Annotated in this window: 16 protein-coding genes; 5 read left to right on the forward strand and 11 right to left on the reverse strand. The window is 65.1% G+C overall.

The genetic code is table 11. The features are described 5' to 3' along the window. The first annotated feature begins 67 nt into the window (after positions 1-67). Positions 68-571, forward strand: coding sequence for an acyl-CoA thioesterase (locus tag RY1_RS27830; protein ID WP_245819991.1), 504 nt, complete (start codon positions 68-70; stop codon positions 569-571). Here RY1_RS27830 and RY1_RS27835 read toward each other — a convergent pair. Beyond that, positions 541-1,572 (reverse strand): ATP-dependent 6-phosphofructokinase, encoded by a 1,032-nt coding sequence (locus RY1_RS27835; RefSeq protein WP_072807315.1) that lies wholly within the window; start codon positions 1,570-1,572, stop codon positions 541-543. The genes RY1_RS27830 and RY1_RS27835 overlap by 31 nt on opposite strands. A gap of 181 nt (positions 1,573-1,753) precedes the next feature. Here RY1_RS27835 and RY1_RS27840 point away from each other — a divergent pair, with 181 nt between their 5' ends. Then, positions 1,754-2,662, forward strand: a complete 909-nt coding sequence (locus RY1_RS27840) for an SDR family NAD(P)-dependent oxidoreductase (protein WP_072807289.1) — start codon at positions 1,754-1,756, stop codon at positions 2,660-2,662. Between the two features lie 61 nt (positions 2,663-2,723). On the opposite strand, the gene RY1_RS27845 is transcribed toward RY1_RS27840, so the two are convergent. The 3 genes from RY1_RS27845 to RY1_RS27855 all read right to left on the reverse strand — a co-directional run bounded on the left by RY1_RS27845 (position 2,724) and on the right by RY1_RS27855 (position 5,341). Continuing rightward, positions 2,724-3,263 (reverse strand): TetR/AcrR family transcriptional regulator, encoded by a 540-nt coding sequence (locus RY1_RS27845; protein WP_084727939.1) that lies wholly within the window; start codon positions 3,261-3,263, stop codon positions 2,724-2,726. Between the two features lie 155 nt (positions 3,264-3,418). After that, positions 3,419-4,081: a response regulator gene (locus tag RY1_RS27850; RefSeq protein ID WP_072807291.1), complete on the reverse strand. Its 663-nt coding sequence runs from the start codon at positions 4,079-4,081 to the stop codon at positions 3,419-3,421. 21 nt (positions 4,082-4,102) lie between these two features. Then, positions 4,103-5,341 carry a sensor histidine kinase gene (locus RY1_RS27855; protein ID WP_072807316.1) on the reverse strand — a complete coding sequence of 413 codons (1,239 nt, stop codon included), beginning with the start codon at positions 5,339-5,341 and terminating at the stop codon, positions 4,103-4,105. A 211-nt stretch (positions 5,342-5,552) separates the two neighbouring features. On the opposite strand from RY1_RS27855, the gene RY1_RS27860 reads away from it, so the two are divergent. Both RY1_RS27860 and RY1_RS27865 read left to right on the forward strand, forming a co-directional pair. Beyond that, positions 5,553-6,197 (forward strand): hypothetical protein, encoded by a 645-nt coding sequence (locus tag RY1_RS27860; protein WP_174565492.1) that lies wholly within the window; start codon positions 5,553-5,555, stop codon positions 6,195-6,197. Continuing rightward, complete coding sequence (locus RY1_RS27865; protein ID WP_072807293.1) at positions 6,194-7,576, forward strand: alpha/beta-hydrolase family protein; 1,383 nt, start codon at positions 6,194-6,196, stop codon at positions 7,574-7,576. Before RY1_RS27860 ends, RY1_RS27865 begins: the two co-directional genes overlap by 4 nt. On the opposite strand, the gene RY1_RS27870 is transcribed toward RY1_RS27865, so the two are convergent. The 3 genes from RY1_RS27870 to gatC are packed head-to-tail and all read right to left on the reverse strand — an operon-like array spanning position 7,573 to position 10,479. Further along, positions 7,573-8,703 (reverse strand): alpha/beta hydrolase, encoded by a 1,131-nt coding sequence (locus RY1_RS27870; protein ID WP_072807294.1) that lies wholly within the window; start codon positions 8,701-8,703, stop codon positions 7,573-7,575. The two genes, RY1_RS27865 and RY1_RS27870, sit on opposite strands and share 4 nt — an antisense overlap. A 7-nt stretch (positions 8,704-8,710) precedes the next feature. Further along, positions 8,711-10,183, reverse strand: coding sequence for an Asp-tRNA(Asn)/Glu-tRNA(Gln) amidotransferase subunit GatA (gene gatA, locus RY1_RS27875; protein WP_072807295.1), 1,473 nt, complete (start codon positions 10,181-10,183; stop codon positions 8,711-8,713). Next, entirely contained in the window at positions 10,180-10,479 is a 300-nt protein-coding gene (gene gatC / locus RY1_RS27880; RefSeq protein ID WP_072807317.1) for an Asp-tRNA(Asn)/Glu-tRNA(Gln) amidotransferase subunit GatC, read from the reverse strand. Before gatC ends, gatA begins: the two co-directional genes overlap by 4 nt. 309 nt (positions 10,480-10,788) lie before the next feature. On the opposite strand from gatC, the gene RY1_RS27885 reads away from it, so the two are divergent. Continuing rightward, positions 10,789-11,439: an ACT domain-containing protein gene (locus RY1_RS27885; protein WP_072807296.1), complete on the forward strand. Its 651-nt coding sequence runs from the start codon at positions 10,789-10,791 to the stop codon at positions 11,437-11,439. A 3-nt stretch (positions 11,440-11,442) separates the two neighbouring features. Here RY1_RS27885 and ligA read toward each other — a convergent pair whose 3' ends face one another. From ligA to RY1_RS27905, 4 genes are all read right to left on the reverse strand, one after another. After that, positions 11,443-13,605, reverse strand: a complete 2,163-nt coding sequence (gene ligA / locus RY1_RS27890) for an NAD-dependent DNA ligase LigA (protein ID WP_072807297.1) — start codon at positions 13,603-13,605, stop codon at positions 11,443-11,445. An 81-nt stretch (positions 13,606-13,686) separates the two neighbouring features. Beyond that, positions 13,687-14,706, reverse strand: a complete 1,020-nt coding sequence (locus RY1_RS27895; protein ID WP_072807298.1) for a methionine synthase — start codon at positions 14,704-14,706, stop codon at positions 13,687-13,689. Then, positions 14,703-15,794, reverse strand: a complete 1,092-nt coding sequence (gene mnmA / locus RY1_RS27900; protein ID WP_072807299.1) for a tRNA 2-thiouridine(34) synthase MnmA — start codon at positions 15,792-15,794, stop codon at positions 14,703-14,705. Before mnmA ends, RY1_RS27895 begins: the two co-directional genes overlap by 4 nt. Then, a complete protein-coding gene (locus RY1_RS27905) occupies positions 15,794-17,032 on the reverse strand; it encodes a cysteine desulfurase family protein (protein ID WP_072807318.1) in 1,239 nt (412 codons plus the stop codon). The genes mnmA and RY1_RS27905 overlap by 1 nt, the downstream gene beginning before the upstream one ends. Positions 17,033-17,049 lie beyond the last annotated feature (17 nt).

Consider the following 17,049-nt stretch of genomic DNA (forward strand, 5'->3'; position numbering starts at 1 on the left):
CGCGCGAGTAACCCCGGGTGCTCGCTACGGTTGCACAGTGACGGATTCACCGAAGCAGACGTTGTACATGACAGTGCTGATGACCCCGGACATGGCGAACTTCTCCGGCAACGTGCACGGCGGGACGATCTTGAAGCTCCTCGACCAAGTCGCGTACGCCTGTGCAAGCAGGTACGCCGGAGCGTACGTCGTGACGCTGTCGGTCGACCGTGTTGTGTTCCGAGAGCCGATCCACGTCGGTGAGCTCGTGACGTTCTCGGCCTCCGTCAACTACACCGGTAGAACATCCATGGAAATCGGAATCCGAGTCGAGACCGAGAACATCCAGCGCGGCGAAACCCGTCACACCAACAGCTGTTACTTCACGATGGTCGCCGTCGGCGAGGACGGCACGCCGCTGGAGCTACCGCCCCTCACTCCCGACACCGAGGTCGGCAGGCAGCGATTCGAAGCCGCGAGGCGCCGACGCGACCTGCGCCGCGAGACGGAGCAGCGAGAATCGGAGATCCAGCACGCCGCCGGCAGAATCGCTGCCGCAACTCACCCGAAGAATGCTGCCGCATCGACATAGCGGCTCTCGGGCACCCGCTTGAGCTGTTTGACCGCCTCGGAGAGCGACACCAGCCCTATCTCCGCCCCGCGGAGCGAGACCATCTTGCCGAAGTCACCGGAATGCGCGGCGTCGGCCGCGTTGACACCGAAACGAGTGGCGAGAACCCGGTCGTACGGAGTCGGGGTGCCTCCGCGCTGCACGTGACCCAGCACCGTGGTGCGCACCTCCTTGTTGATCCGTCGTTCGATCTCCTGCCCGAGCTGATGCGCAACGCCCGTGAACCGCACATGGCCGAACTCGTCGATGCCGCCGTCGAGCAACGACATCGAGCCTTCCTTCGGTTTGGCGCCCTCGGCGACGACGCAGATGAAGTGCGAATCACCACGCTGGAACCTCTTGCGCACCAAGTCGCACACCTCGTCGACATCGAAGGGCTGCTCGGGTATCAGCGTCATGTGCGATCCCGAGGCCAGACCGGCATGCAGAGCGATCCACCCCGCGTGACGGCCCATCACCTCGACCAGCATGACGCGTTGATGCGATTCGGCGGTACTGTGCAGCCGGTCGATCGCATCCGTCGCGATGGTCAGCGCGGTGTCGAAGCCGAATGTGACGTCGGTGCAGTCGATGTCGTTGTCGATCGTCTTCGGCACACCGACGACGGGAACACCTTCCTCCGACAACCAGTGCGCCGCAGTGAGAGTCCCCTCGCCGCCGATCGGGATGAGGACGTCGATCCCGTTGTCCTCCAGCGTCTGCTTGATCCGGTCCAGCCCGGCCCGTAGTACATCGGGGTTCGTCCGCGCGGTGCCGAGCATCGTGCCGCCCTTGGTCAACAGCCGATCGTTGCGGTCGTCGTTGCGCAGTTGAATTCGCCGATTCTCCAGCAGCCCTCGCCACCCGTCCTGGAAGCCCACTACCGTCGACCCGTAGCGAGCATCCGCAGTGCGGACCACGGCCCTGATCACTGCGTTGAGGCCGGGACAGTCGCCGCCGCCCGTCAGAACTCCGATGCGCATCGAATTTTCGCCTCTCGTCGACTCCATACCGTCACCGTAATCTTGCCGCCTCGACGAGGTGTCCGCGAGCGGTCGGGTCCACGGCATCGTTCGAACCTAGACAATTTGTTTCGGAAACATATAGGCTCGGTTACCGAGGCTCAGCTCCCGTGACCTCTCCGAGCAAAGGGGAAAACCACACATGACCACGCGTTTGACGGACAAGGTTGCACTGGTGACCGGCAGCGGAAACGGCATAGGCAAGGAGATCGCACTCCTTCTCGCGGCCGAGGGTGCGTCCGTTGTGGTGAACGACCTCGGAACCGACGTCGGCGGCGAGGGTCGTAGCTCGGCAGCCGCCGACAGCACGGTCGCCCAGATCATCGAAGCAGGCGGACGGGCGACGGCGAACTACGATTCGATCGCCGACCCGGAGGGGTGCGCGAACGCAGTGCGCACCGCAGTGGACACGTTCGGCTCCTGCGATATTCTCATCGCCAACGCAGGTGCGCTCATCAAGGGCACCCTCGCCGGCATCCAGGCGGACGACGCGTCGTGGCAGAGCTTGGTGAACCTGTATCTCGGCCAGAAGTTCTGGCTTTCCCGCGCCGCGTTGCCTGCAATGCTCGAGCGCGGCTGGGGCCGTGTCATCTTCGCGACCTCCGAAATCGCCCGAGGAACGCAGGCCAACCCGCTCGGCGCTGCGGTGTTCAGCGGGGGCATCGGCATAGCTCACGACCTCGCTACCCAGTACGCCGACAGCGGCGTCACGTTCAATTGCTACGCGCCAGGAGCAGCCACCCGCACCTTCGACTTGTACAAGGGCGAAATGGATGAAGCGCTGCGTGCCCAGGGAGTTCCGGAGGACGATTTCGGCAGCTTCTATCTCCCTCCTGCCGACCGGATCGCGCCGATGATTGCGTGGCTGTGCAGCGATGCCGCAGAGTCCGTCAACGGTCAGGTGTTCAGCGTCAAGGGCACCGAGATCACACGGTGGACACGCGAAGGCGACGGGCCTTCGGTCGTCAAGGAAGGCGACGAGCGTGGTATCTGGACATTGGACGAACTCGACACGATCGTTCCCTCTCGCATTCTGGGCGTCGACGCGTAATCCCCACCGGCGCAACGGCACCCAACAGCAACGGCACACCGCAGCAACTCACGCTATGCTCTCACGCTTCGATACCTTCGAAGACGATGTCGAGTATCTGATCTGCGTAGTCGAGGTCCAGATCGTCCCGCGTCAGCACTCGTAGCAGCAGTGCCCCGACGATGACGTGGGCAACTGCGCGGGTGGACGTGGACGGTTTCAGCTGACCGGCGTCCACCGCCGTGCGCAGTCGATCGGCCAACGCAGCTTCCGTGACCGAGACGACGTGTGTGTTGAACTTGGACGCGATGTCGGCGTTGTCCGCCGAGGCAGCGGTGATCGCGCGCACCCGCGCCATCTCCGCAGCGTTGGATCCGAACTGCGCGAAGCGCCGAACCCAGTCGGAGATATCGCCTCGCACGTCGCCGCTGTCCGCGATGGGCAGTTCCGGAGTGACGACCAGTCCCTCCAGCACACAATCGGCGATCAATTCGTTCTTGGAGGGATACCAGCGGTAGATGGTCTGCTTACCCACCCCCGCCGCACGTGCGACACGCTCGGTCGAGAAGGTGTCGTACCCGGAGGTGCCGAGCTCCTCGACTGTCGCCGAGAGGATAGCCATCCGCGCTCGCTCACTCCGTACCTGCCCTGGACGAGTGCCGGCCAACCGTCGTCAACCGCCTCTCGTTCAGCACCGAATACGCTGCGTGACAGGATACCTGCCGCCCGAATGTTCGCCGCGACCCGATCGAGCACGGAGAGAACGGCAGCGTGGTGTCAGCCCGGCACGACCACGCCCGTTTCGTATGCGACCACCACCGCTTGCGCTCGGTCACGTAGGTGCAGCTTTCCGAGTACCTTGCCGACGTGCGTCTTGACCGTCTGCTCTGCCACGAAGAGTGTCTCGGCGATCTCGACGTTGGACAGACCCTTGGCGATGAGCTCGAGTACCTCGCGCTCGCGAGGAGTGAGCACCGCGAGTGCGGACGCATGTGCCCGCGGCGCACCACGACGCGATGTGACGTCGGCGATGAGCCTACGAGTCACCGACGGCGCGAGCAGCGCATCCCCTGACGCGACCACGCGGACCCCGCGAATCAGTTCCTCGGCCGGGGCATCCTTGAGCATGAATCCACTGGCACCCATCGCCAGCGCCTCGTATACGTAGTCGTCGATGTCGAAAGTGGTCAACATCAGAATTCTGACCGGCGGATCGAGCGCAGCCGAGAGGATCGCACGCGCCGCGTCGAGACCGTTCATCTGCGGCATGCGAACATCCATGAGCACCACGTCCGGGCGCAGCCGCTTCACCTCGGTGACAGCGGCGGCGCCGTTGTCCGCGTCCCCGATCACACTGATGTCCTGCTGGGCACCGAGAAGTGCGCCGAAACCTTGTCGAACCATTGCTTGATCGTCTGCGATGAACACCGTGATGGCCACAAGCGAACCCTATGCGGTCGATCAGAGAGTCGGGCCGACGACCTGCGCGGCAACGGGCGTCGACGGCAACCTGGCCACCACTTCGAATCCACCGTCCTGGCGTACCCGCGCATCGAGCCATCCAGCCGCCCCCAGGGCTCGGTCTCGCATCCCACGCAGACCGTGCCCACCGGTTCCCGCCTCCGCAGTTCCTGACCCAGCAGTTCCTGACCCCACAGTTCCGGGCCCGACCGGACGACCGTTGACGACTTCGAGATAGGTGAGTTCGACGCCGTAGTCGAGCCGAACCCGGACGTCGGTGCCGGGCGCATGCCGCGACGCATTCGACAGCGACTCCTGCAGGATTCGGTACAGGGCCAGACCCGTCGACATCGATACGTCGGCCGGACTTCCGGTCGTCTCCCACGTCAACGGGACGCCCGCGCGCAGACTGCTCTCGAGCAACGACGGAATGTCGGACACCGTCGGTTGGGGCGCATTCTCGGCAAGCACACCGTCGCTGCGAAGGACTCCGAGCATGCCCCTGATCTCGTTGAGAGCCTCACGCGCGGTCGCTCCGATCGACGCGAATTCCGCGGCGGCAGCCGGTGATACATCATCGATGCGGTAGGGCGCGCTCTGTGCTTGCACCACTACCAAGGACATGTGATGTGCGATGACGTCGTGCAGATCGCGTGCGATCTTCGCCTTCTCCTCGAGTATCGTGCGACGGGCGCGCTCGAGCTCGCTGACTTCTTCCTGCTTCGCCAATTCGCGCCGAGACAACACGAGCCAGCGAATCAGCAACCCGAACACCACGATGGCGGACAGTCCGACCGACCAGCCGATTCCGTCCTGGCCCTGTGTGTATCCCAGGAACAGTAGAGCCGTCGACACCCATGCCACGACGACGATCGGCATTGCACACCGAAGACTGACAGCGAACACGAGCGTCAGTAGAACTATCAGATGTGTGACCTGCCACGGAAAGTCGTAATCCGGCAGGCGATCGAACGCCACCGGCACCACGACGGCCGAGCCTGCGGAAATCGCCCATCCGAGAGCCGGATTGGCTCGCACGAGTACGAACGGAAACACCGCGAGGGCCGAGACGATGGGCATGAGCGGGACCGGGACGTCGTGAGTGACCTGAAGCGTCGGCCACGCGATCGAGTACAGGATCACCGTCACCAGGAAGATCGTGACATCGAGACCGCGACCCTTCGGAATGCGAAGAGTTCGGCCGAGCCGTCGGACAGCCGGAGTCCCCACCGCCGTGATCGCCTCATGCGGAGTCGTGTCCTTGGTCGAGCGTCTGATTCCCACTCCGAGAACTCTAGGAACCTCGACCCGAGAAGTCTTCATACCCAGGAGTGAGATCGGTGCAGTACCGCAGAGGCAGCAACGAATGCGTCCGACACCGGGAAGGCACTTCGGTTCGGCACCAGGGACCGATTACCGGCATCGTGATCCATTCCTAGCGTCGTCGACCATGGGAAACAGAGCGGGGATACACACTGCACGCATCGGCATAGGGGTTCTCGCCGTCGGCGCACTCGTCGGAATCGGCGCGACGTTCGCTCCGCCTCCGGCGGGCGCCGACGCCACGCCCGTCCGAGTATCGGAAGCCGAGATCGCTCTCGATGCCCTGACCGGCCACGGCGCAGCGCAGGCCGTCATCCCCGCCGGTTTCACCGAGCAGTACTACGTCCCGGCAGTGGAGGAGGGTCTGCTGGTGAATCCGGGAGGGGGGTGCTCCTCACCGATTCCTCTTCCAGCGGAGTTCGACGTCCCGTGCAAGGCACACGATCTGGGATACGACATGCTGAGATTCGGACATTCCGCCGAGGTGACGGCGACCGCACGACGAGAACTCGACGCACGTCTGAGCGATCGAATGCACGATTCCTGCACCACTCGCACCGGGATCGGCCCACGGACCGCATGCTTTGTCATGGCCGAGATCGCCACTGCAGCAGTATCGTTCAACTCCTGGCGCCAGCACTACGGAAGCCCTGACCCCGAGCCTGCACTGCCCTATCTCCTTGCGGGCGGGCTCGGTGCAGGCCTCGCCGCACTCGTACTACCCACGCTGTCCATCACAGCTCCCCGCACCTCGCGCGAGGTGACGGTATGACCGCCCAACTTCTCGGCGCACCCGATGTCGCCGCGCCACTGCACCGCACTGCGGTCCGCCCGGCGGTACCCCGAACGGCCACATCGATTTTCGTCATGATCACAGTCGTCTCGTCGCTCGCACCCGGATTGCTGCCTCGCTCGTCGTCGACACAGGCGATCGTCACCGCAGTAGCGGCGGCCCTCGGGCTCGCTCTCGCGGCCGTCACACACCGTGCGGTGTCCACGGTGTGGACTCCCCCGGTTCACCTACTTGCTCGACGAATTGCTCTCTGCACCAGCGTGACTGCGATCATCGCGGCCACCGTGGTCGACGCTCGGTGGCAGAACGAGCTTCGCGCGGCGATGGGAGCCGCACCGACCTCGGCCATGCACTGGGTCGAAATGTGGTGTGGTGCGGTATCGATATGCGCGATTGCGGTGGTGACAGGGGTTGGACTCGCACGCGGTGCGGGGCGGCTGGGACCCATCCGGACCATCTGCTCGATCATCGTGATCGGTCTCGCGGGTTATCTCGCCGTTCTCCCGGCGACGGTGTCGTCGTTCACCGAGCGGTTCGAGGCGTCCAACACGTTCGTCGACGCTTCGCTGACGGTCCCCCTGTCGCCCGGCAAATCCGGAAGCGGTGGATCGCTGATCGGGTGGGACGACCTCGGCCGGGAGGGCCGCAAGTTCGCTTCCGGCGGCGCCGAGGATGCAGCCGTGCGGACCTACGTGCCCCTGACCGCCGCTTCGACGGCGCAGGCACGCGCCCGAATCGCAGTCGACGAACTGGAACGCTCGGGAGGATTCACCAAATCTCACATCGTGATCGCCGTTCCGACCGGTTCGGGGTGGATCGACGAGAACGCCGTGAGCGGCGCCGAAGATCGATTCGACGGAGATGTCGCGACCGTGGCGCTTCAATACTCGTATCAACCGAGTTGGGCGACTTTCCTCTTCGCGAAGTCCGAAGCGAAGGACTCGGCGGATGCGCTCCTCGACGCGGTACTCCGTCGTATCGGCGACATGCCCGAATCGACTCGCCCTGCACTCTACGTCTACGGCCAGAGCCTCGGATCGATCGGCGGAAGCGCTGCGGTCGAGGCCCATTCTGGCCCCGTGTGTGGTGCGTTGTGGGCCGGACCCCCTGCGGGCCAGGTCGTTCGGGGAGACGCCGTCGTACTCGCCAACACATCCGATCCGGTCGTCCGGTGGTCCTCCGCCCTCATCGCGGCACCGCCCGATCTCTCCTTCGCACGAGTGGATGCACCCATGCCGCGCTGGATTCCCGTCGTCAGCTACGTCCAGACGGCGGTCGATCTGATCTCCGCCCTCGATGCGCCCGCAGGCCACGGACATCGATACGGCACCGATCAGGGGCAGTTACCCGACTGCTAACCGGTGAGCCCCATCCGCGAACCCAGCCAGTCCATCTGGGTCTCCAGAGCAGGAGCCCATACGTCCATCGAGTGTCCACCGGGTAATTCGAGATAATGTGCATCGATCTCTGCACCGCGCGCAGCCTCGAACGCCCGTCGTGTCTGGGGTCCGAACTCGGCGTCGTCGGAGCCGACGACGAACGCCCCGGACGAGTCGGCGAAGTCGAAACGATCGAGAACGGCCAACGGCGTGGCGTCGTCGAAACGGCGTTCCGACGCCGGGCTGTCGTCACCGAATGCTGCGGCAATCGACTCGGCGCGTGTACCGCGGCGTTGTTCGTCCTCACCGGATATGTCCAGGAACGTCGGAAAGACCTGCGGCGCCGACACCGCGGTCTGCAGCGCACACGTTCCGCCGTAGGAGTATCCGCCGATCGCCCAGGTCCCCTCATCGGGAGAGACCTGAAAATTGTCGCGCATCCAGGCCGGCAGATCGACCGACAGATAAGTGAACACGTTGCCCAGAAGCGAATCCATGCACATCGGATTGGCCTCGGTGTCGCCCAGCGCATCGGCCACGACGACTACCGGTGCCAGTCCGTCGTGCGCGGCAGCGAACGTGTCCATCGTCCGCGCCAGATGCCCTCCCTGGACCCAGTCGACAACATGGCCGGGTTGTCCCGTGATGAGTACCAGTACCGGTAGCTCGGCACGTGGATCGGACAGGTAGGCAGGCGGGAGGTAGATCGACGCAGGCCTGGCGTGGAATCCCGACACAGCGCCGGGAATATCGGCCTCGACGACATCGCCCGTCGGCGGCATCGACACCGGCGGTGTCCACCACGCATCGAGCGGCCGCCCTCCGACCACGTCCGACGCCTCGGACTCGATATCGCTGGGATCGACCACCGGAGGGTGGCCGAGCGCGGCAGCGACGGTCGGGTAGCCGACGACATGCGAGTTGATCTGCGTTGCGCAGGCGAGAACGACCAGAACGGCCGCAGCCACCCCGACGCTGCGCCGCCGCCCCGACAGGAACCACCCGAGCACGACCACAACCGCGACCACCGTCACAACGACGGGCAGCCACCCGTCGATCCGGGCGTGCGCGACCCCCAACGCACTCTCGCGCAGCCAGGGACCCATCGGAGCGCTACCTCAGCGGTCCGCGCGCTGCCTCGTACGCTGCGCCGATCCGGTACAGACGATCATCGGCGAAAGCAGGTGCCATGATCTGGAGGCCGACGGGCAACCCGTCCTCGGATGCGAGGCCGGAAGGAACCGACATCGCACAATGCCCGGCGAGATTCGTCGGCAAGGTGCACAGGTCGTTGAGGTACATGGCGATCGGGTCGTCGACCTTGTCTCCCAACGGAAATGCCGTGGTGGGGGTGGTCGGCGACACCAACACGTCCACCTTCTCGTACGCCGCGTCGAAGTCACGTGCGATGAGTGTGCGTACTTTGAGCGCCTGACCGTAGTACTCGTCGTAGTAGCCGGCGGACAGTGCGTACGTACCGATCATGATGCGCCGCTTCACTTCTGCACCGAAGCCCTCGGCCCGTGTGATCGCCATGACCTGCTCGGCGCTGTGCTTACCGTCGTCACCCGCGCGTGCGCCGTAGCGCATCCCGTCGAAGCGTGCGAGATTCGACGACACCTCGGACGGCAGAATCAGATAGTACGCAGCGAGTGCATGAACGAAGTTGGGGCACGATACCTCGACGACCTCGGCACCGAGCGAGGTCAACGTCGCCACCGCTGCATCGAACGAGGAGATGACACCGGCCTGGTAACTGTCGGAGTGCAATTCCTTGACGACACCGACACGAACACCCGTCAGATCGCCGCCTGCACCGGCACGGGCTGCCTCGACGACCGAGGGAACACGGGTCTCGACGGACGTGGAGTCGCGCGGATCATGCCCTGCGATGACCTCGTGCAGCAGCGCGGTATCCAGCACGGTCCGGCCACACGGACCGCCCTGGTCCAGCGACGACGCGCAGGCGATCAATCCGTAACGCGAGACGGTTCCGTAGGTCGGCTTGGTTCCGACTGTGCCCGTGAGCGCCGCAGGCTGACGAATCGAGCCACCCGTGTCGGTACCGATCGCCAGCGGCGCCTGGAACGACGCCAACGCAGCAGCGCTGCCGCCACCGGATCCTCCGGGAATCCTGGTGGTGTCCCATGGATTCTTGGTCGGACCGTACGCAGAGTTCTCGGTGGAGGAGCCCATCGCGAACTCGTCCATGTTGGTCTTGCCGAGCAGCGGGATGCCCGCAGCGCGCAGCTTCGACGTGACGGTCGCATCGTACGGCGACATCCATCCATCGAGGATCTTCGACGCAGCCGTGGTCGGCATGTCCGTCGTCGTGAAGACATCCTTGAGTGCCAGCGGTACACCCGCCAGTGCCGACGCCGGGGCATCTCCCGCTGCAAGCGAGGCGTCGACCTCCTTCGCAGCCACGAGCGCGCCGGCGCCTGACACGTGAAGGAATGCGTGGAACTCACCGTCGACCTGCTCGATACGATCCAGGTGGGCCTGTGTCACCTCGACTGCCGACACCTCGCGAGAATGGATACTCCGAGCGAGCTCGGAGGCATCCAGTGCGGTCAGGTCGGTCATTCGCTCTCTCCCAGAATTTGCGGCACTGCGAAACGGTTTTCCTCGGCGTTGGGCGCACCCGACAGCGCCTGCTCGGGCGTCAGACCGGGCACGATGACATCGGGACGCGTCACGTTGACGATCGCGCTGGGATTGGCCGTCGGCGGTACGTCGTCTGCAGCAACCTCCGCGACCGTCTTCACATGGTGAAGTATCGAATCCAGCTGGCCGGCGAACTCGTCCAACTCGGCTTCGCTCAGAGCCAACCGAGACAGCCGGGCGAGGTGAGCTACCTCGTCGCGGGAGATATCAGGCACCGCGTAGACCCCTTTCACAGATTCGAAGACGCCTCGCGCAGGCACGCGACACCGTGCAAGCCTAATCGCTCCCCCGGTCGGCCCCGCTCGCGCCTCGATCTCGCCGCGACCCGCGACCCGCGGTGTAGTGAAGATCACCGTGAACCACGTGCAGGTCGATGGTGGGCTCGGACAATGCGAGGATGACTCGCGGCGCACACCGCGATGCACGGCGCAGGGGTGCATAGAGTCGCCTCTGTTCATACTTGTCTCGGAAATGTCACCGAAGTCTGGTGTCACCGAACTCGACTGCCACCGAAAGGGAGCGACATGTCCTATCTGCTCCGCGTCCAGCTACCGGACCGCCCCGGTAGCCTCGGCGCGCTCGCCGTCGCACTCGGCTCGGTGGGGGCGGACATTCTGTCTCTCGACGTGATCGAGCGCGGCGACGGTTACGCGGTGGACGACCTCGTCGTCGACGTCGCGCCCGGCGCACTGCCCGACACCTTGATCACCGCAGCGGAAGCCCTGGACCACGTGCGGGTCGACTCCATCCGGCCGTACACGGGCGTACTGGACACGCACCGCGAACTCGAGCTGATCGACCGCGTCGCCGCAGCTTCGGACGATCGATTGCAGGTACTCGTCGACGGAGCACCGCGCGTCCTTCGAGTCGGCTGGAGTGTCGTCGTCGCGCACAACCGACATGGCTCCTTCAACGTGGTCGGGAGTCCGGGCGCGCCCGAAACTCAGGCCACGGACATGCCGTGGATGCCGCTCGCGCACCCCGCGACACTCGACGGCGACGCCGACTGGGTTCCGCAGGTGTGGCGAGACATGGACACGAAGATCGCGGCAGCACCCCTCGGCTCGACCGGCACGGTGCTGATGCTCGGCCGCCCCGGTGGGCCGGACTTCCGGCCGTCGGAGGTGGCACGACTCGGCTATCTCGCCGGCATCGTCGCCACCGTCCTCGGCTGAGGCCTACTCCGAGCCCTCCGGTTCGGCGGCTCTGACAGCGTCGGGTCCTTCGGTGAGCAGCAGTGTGAATCCAGCCTCGTCGAGCACCGGCACACCGAGCTCGACCGCCTTGTCGTGCTTTGTTCCCGGCGACTCACCGACGACGACGAACGCAGTCTTCTTGGACACCGATCCAGCCGCCTTGCCTCCGCGTACCAGGATCGCTTCCTTCGCCTGATCTCGCGAATAGATCTCCAGCGAGCCGGTGACGACGATCGACAGACCCTCCAGGTTGCGCACGATCGACGCGTCACGCTCGTCTTCCATACGAACGCCCGCAGCACGCCACTTCTCGACGATGGTGCGATGCCACGGCACACCGAACCATTCGGACACGGCCTTGGCGATGGTTCCACCCACACCGTCGACAGCGGCGAGCTCTTCCTCGGATGCGTTCTCGATTCTGTCGAGGCTTCCGAATTCGCTTGCCAGGGCGCGGGCCGCCGACGGCCCGACATGTCTGATCGACAGGCTCACCAGTACCCGCCAGAGCGGCCGATCCTTGGCCTTGTGCAGATTGTCGAGGAGCCGTCGCCCGTTCGCGGACAACGCCCCCGCCTTGGTCCGGAAGATCGACGTCTTCAGCAGGTCTTCCTCGGTCAACGAGAAGATGTCCCCCTCGTCGAGGATCACCTCGGCCTTCAACAGATCCGACGCTGCCTCGTATCCGAGTCCTTCGATGTCGAATCGACCGCGCTCGGCGACGAAGAACAGCCGCTCGCGTCGCTGGCCAGGGCAGAACTCGGAGTTGGGGCACCTGAGGTCGGCGTCGCCTTCCTTCGCCGGTGCCAACTCGGTATCGCATTCGGGGCAGTTCGTCGGCATGACGAACTCGGTCTCGTTTCCGGTGCGCGCATCGACGACAGGACCGAGGACCTCGGGAATGACCTCCCCCGCCTTGCGGATCACCACGGTGTCCCCGATGAGCACACCCTTGCGCTTGACCTCGGAACCGTTGTGCAGCGTGGCAAGCGACACTGTCGAACCGGCCACGAGCACCGGCTCCATGTACGCGAACGGAGTGACACGGCCCGTGCGACCGACACTCACTCGGATGTCGAGGAGCTTGGTCGTCACTTCCTCGGGCGGGTACTTGTAGGCGATGGCCCACCGCGGAGCCCTGGAGGTGGTACCCAGTCGGCGGTGCAAGCTCATCTCGTCGACCTTCACGACGAGGCCGTCGATCTCGTGTTCGACGTCGTGGCGGTGATCGTCCCAGTACGCCACCTTCTCCACGACGGCCTCGATGCCCTCGACACGAGTGGTGTGCGTCGATACCGGCAGGCCCCATGCCTTCAGCGCCTCGTAGGCGTGCATCTGCGAGTCGGGCGAGAACCCTTCCATCCGACCGAGACCATGGCAGATCATTCCGAGCCTTCGCCGCGAGGTGACCGCGGGATTCTTCTGACGCAGCGACCCGGCAGCGGAGTTACGGGGGTTCGCGAACGGCGCCTTGCCCTCCTCTACGAGCGATGCATTCAAGGCTTGGAAGTCTTCGAGCCGGAAGAACACCTCACCGCGCACCTCGAGCAGCGTCGGGATCGGATGGTCCCCGCTTGGAGTCAAGGTCTCCGGGATGTCCTCGATGGTGCGGGCGTTGAGCGTGACGTCCTCACCGGTACGGCCGTCACCGCGCGTCGCGCCGCGGACCAGCTTTCCGTTCTCGTACACCAGATTCAGCGCGACGCCGTCGATCTTGACCTCGCACAGATAATGCAGGTCCTGTCCTGTCTCTGGAGCGGAGCCACCCTTGACCTCGGACTCGACACGCTTGGCCCACGCCCGAAGCTCGTCGTAGTCGAAGACGTTGTCCAAACTCAGCATTCGCTCGAGGTGATCGACAGCGGTGAACTCGGTGGCGAATCCACCGCCGACCAGCTGAGTGGGCGAATCCGCGCTCCGCAGATCCGGGTGAGCATCCTCCAGGTCGTTCAGCTCTCGTAACAATTCGTCGAACTGTCCGTCCGAGACGACAGGTGAATCGCGAACGTAATAGCGGAACTGGTGACCCCGAACCTCCTCGGCCAACGTCTGCCACCGCTCACGGTCCCCGCTCGACGCAGGCGTCCCAGCAGCAACGGGCTCAGGGCCGTCGGTCGATACAGGTACAGCAGTCGATTCGTCCACCCACGAAGATTATCCGAACGCACCGACACGTTCGGCCGCTCTCGCGCGAGTCGGTGGGTTCCACCGGGAGTCGGGCGCGCCCTACAGGGAGTCGGGGGCGTCCTGAAATGCGTCTGCGACGTTCTTGGCCAGCGTCAGGGCGGTGCGTGCCCACTCCGGCGTCGCACCGGCAAGCCCGCATGCGGGCGTCACCGAAACCTGAGTAGCCAGGATCGAGCGCGGAAATCCCAGACGGTCCATCAGCGTCACCGCAGGCGCCGCCACCTCACGCCATGTAGGTGGCCGCTCCGGAGCCACGCCGGGCACCAGCCCGAGAGCAAGAGTCTTACCTGCCTGGAGGAATTCACCGACCGCATCGAGGTCGCGGGATCGCAGCAACGACGCGTCGATCGCGATCGCGTCTGCTGCGCTGCGACGGATCAGATCGATCGGGGCGCCGACCGCGCAGCAGTGCACCATCACGGGCACGCCGATCGAGGACAGAATCGAATCCAACAGATCGAGTGCTTCCGGCTCCGGAACGGCGGAAACCGTATCCAGCCGGGTGACACCCGAGAGCGAACCCTCCAGTACTGCAGGCAGACTCGGCTCGTCGAGTTGGACCACGACGTCGACCCCGAGCCGCGACTTCAGCTCGGCGCAGTGCTGCCGGATTCCCTCGGCGAGCGATCCGGCGAAGTCCCGTACGGCTCCTCGATCGGTGAGCACTCGGTGCGCGCTGCGCAACTCGACCTGAGCCGCCATCGTGAACGGACCGGCGAGCTGAACTTTCAGATCGTGATGCGAGGACCCGTATCCACCTGTCTCCCACAGTTCTTCGAGAACGTCGAGATCGAAGTGCAGCAAGTCCTCGGCGCGTCGACCGGACAACGTCTTTCGTTGCGCAACACGGTATCCCGACGTGCGAACATCCAATTCGACATCGGCCATCAGCGCACCGGTTCGACCGATCAGATCGGCACCGAGTCCGCGTCCTGGTAGCTCGACGATGTGCGGCAGCGCAGGCAGTTCACCGAGCACGATGCCCGCAGACTCGCGTACATCCGTCCCCGGCCACGAGCCGATGCCGGTCGTGAGCGCAGCGAAAACCCCTGCGCTCACTCGCTCTCGGAACGAGTGCCGGCAATGGTGGCGCTACCGATCACGATGTCGCCCAGCATGTCTCGGCGGTACAGTACCGCAGCCTGACCCTTCGCCACACCGGTGAGCGCGGATCGCAGCTGGATCTCCATTCCCCCGTCGGCGGTGGCCTCGGCGACGGCCTCGGTCATGCCGCCGTGCGCGCGCACCTGGACGACGCATTCGATGGGTCCGATGGGTGCGGTGCCTTCGGTCCAGATCGCTCGCTCACCGGTGATCGCCCATACGTCCAGACGCGTCGCCGACCCGACGATGACATTGCCGCTCTCGGGCTCGATGGCCGTGACGTAACGCGGCTTTCCGTCTGCCGCCGGGCCTTCGACTCCCAGACCCTTTCGCTGGCCGATGGTGAACCCGTGCACGCCTTCGTGGTCCGCGAGTTCGGCCCCGGTGTCGGCGTCGACGACCTTGCCCGGTCTGATCCCGATCTTCGCGCCGAGGAACGCACGCGTGTCACCGGACGGAATGAAGCAGATGTCGTGGCTGTCCGGCTTGTCGGCGACAGCGAGACCACGCTCGGCTGCCTCGGCACGGATTTCGGACTTCGGGGTGTCGCCGATCGGGAACATGGCCCGCGAGAGCTGCCCCTGGGTCAACACGGCCAGAACGTAGGACTGATCCTTGTCGGCGTCGACGGCACGACGCAGCACACCGTCGTGCAGTTGTGCGTAGTGTCCGGTGGCCACGGCGTCGAAGCCGAGGGCGAGAGCGCGGTCGGCCAGCGCCGAGAACTTGATCTTCTCGTTGCAGCGCAAGCACGGATTCGGCGTTTCACCCGCCGCATAGGACTCGATGAAATCGTCGATGACGTCTTCTTTGAACCGGTCCGCGAAATCCCAGACGTAGAACGGGATTCCGAGGACGTCCGCGGCACGTCGAGCGTCGCCTGCGTCCTCCTTCGAGCAGCATCCGCGTGAACCGGTCCGCAGTGTGCCCGGCTCGCTGGACAGTGCGAGGTGCACGCCTACGACGTCGTGTCCCTCGTCGACAGCTCGCGCCGCCGCGACGGCCGAATCGACTCCGCCGCTCATTGCAGCCAAAATACGCATCAGCGTTGTCCTCCCCGAGCTCCTACGCTCGCCAGTCCCGCAGCGCGGGCACGTTCGATCACCTGAGGCAACGCTGCCAGAAGTGCGTCCACATCCTTGTCCGAGGACTCCGCGCCGAGCGAGAATCTGAGCGATCCTCGCGCCGTCGACGGGTCGGCACCCATTGCGATCAACACATGACTCGCGCGGGCAACACCCGCGGTGCATGCGGATCCGGTCGAGCACTCTATCCCTGCCGCATCGAGCAGCATCAGCAGCGAGTCACCCTCACACCCGGGAAACGTGAAGTGGGCGATGCCCGGCAACCTGTCCTGACCCAGTGCGCCGTTGACGACGACGTCCGGATCCAGCTCACGAACGCCGGCAATCATCTTCTCGCGTAGCCGGGTCAGTTCGTGGTGACGCACGTCCAGACTCTCGACGGTGTCCGTCAGCGCCGCAGCCATGGCGACCACCGACGCGGTGTCGTGAGTGCCCGAACGGACATCACGCTCGTGGCCTCCGCCGTGCAGCAGCGGCACACACGTGACGGTGCGACCGAGAAGAAGAGCACCGACGCCCTGGGGCCCACCGAACTTGTGCGCCGCGACGCTCAGCGCGGACAACCCACTCGCGGTGAAATCGACCCGAAGGTGCGGCACCGCCTGAATCGCGTCGCTGTGCATCGGAATCCCGTACTCACGGGCGACCGCGGCGAGTTCTGCGATCGGCATGATGGTGCCCACCTCGTTGTTCGCCCACATCACGGTGATCAGAGCGATCTCGTCTGCAGCGCGTGCCAGTTCTGCGCGCAACGTGTCCGGGTGCACCCGGCCCTCGCTGTCGACGGGTAGCCACGTGACCTGAGCACCCTCGTGAGCGACGAGCCACTCGACCGCGTCCAACACGGCGTGATGCTCGACGGAGCTGGCGACGATCCGCGTGCGAGACGGCTCGGCGTCGCGACGAGCAGCGAAGATGCCCTTGACCGCGAGGTTGTCACTCTCGGTTCCACCTGAGGTGAAAATCACTTCCGACGGCCGCGCACCGAGGTTCGCAGCGATCGATTCACGGGCTTCCTCCACGCGGCGCCTGGCCGCTCGACCCGAACCGTGCAGCGAGGACGCGTTGCCGACGGTGGCGAACACCGCCGTCATCGCCTCGATTGCGGCGGGCGACATAGGCGTCGTCGCAGCGTGGTCGAGGTACACGGGTGCACTCACGTGAGGGGAAGCAGCCGAACTGCGGGCAGAAGGCATAACGCTCTTCAGGATAG

It is taken from the genome of Rhodococcus yunnanensis NBRC 103083, assembly GCF_001895005.1.
GTDB classification, from domain to species: Bacteria; Actinomycetota; Actinomycetes; order Mycobacteriales; family Mycobacteriaceae; genus Rhodococcoides; species Rhodococcoides yunnanense.

Excerpts from the sequence above, each read along its gene's own strand:
- RY1_RS27830 (WP_245819991.1), top strand. The coding sequence starts at position 68 with ATGACAGTGCTGATGACCCCGGACATGGCGAACTTCTCCGGCAACGTG.
- RY1_RS27835 (WP_072807315.1), bottom strand. The coding sequence starts at position 1,572 with ATGCGCATCGGAGTTCTGACGGGCGGCGGCGACTGTCCCGGCCTCAAC.
- RY1_RS27840 (WP_072807289.1), top strand. The coding sequence starts at position 1,754 with ATGACCACGCGTTTGACGGACAAGGTTGCACTGGTGACCGGCAGCGGA.
- RY1_RS27845 (WP_084727939.1), bottom strand. The coding sequence starts at position 3,263 with ATGGCTATCCTCTCGGCGACAGTCGAGGAGCTCGGCACCTCCGGGTAC.
- RY1_RS27860 (WP_174565492.1), top strand. The coding sequence starts at position 5,553 with ATGGGAAACAGAGCGGGGATACACACTGCACGCATCGGCATAGGGGTT.
- RY1_RS27865 (WP_072807293.1), top strand. The coding sequence starts at position 6,194 with ATGACCGCCCAACTTCTCGGCGCACCCGATGTCGCCGCGCCACTGCAC.
- RY1_RS27870 (WP_072807294.1), bottom strand. The coding sequence starts at position 8,703 with ATGGGTCCCTGGCTGCGCGAGAGTGCGTTGGGGGTCGCGCACGCCCGG.
- gatA (WP_072807295.1), bottom strand. The coding sequence starts at position 10,183 with ATGACCGACCTGACCGCACTGGATGCCTCCGAGCTCGCTCGGAGTATC.
- RY1_RS27885 (WP_072807296.1), top strand. The coding sequence starts at position 10,789 with ATGTCCTATCTGCTCCGCGTCCAGCTACCGGACCGCCCCGGTAGCCTC.
- mnmA (WP_072807299.1), bottom strand. The coding sequence starts at position 15,794 with ATGCGTATTTTGGCTGCAATGAGCGGCGGAGTCGATTCGGCCGTCGCG.
- RY1_RS27905 (WP_072807318.1), bottom strand. The coding sequence starts at position 17,032 with ATGCCTTCTGCCCGCAGTTCGGCTGCTTCCCCTCACGTGAGTGCACCC.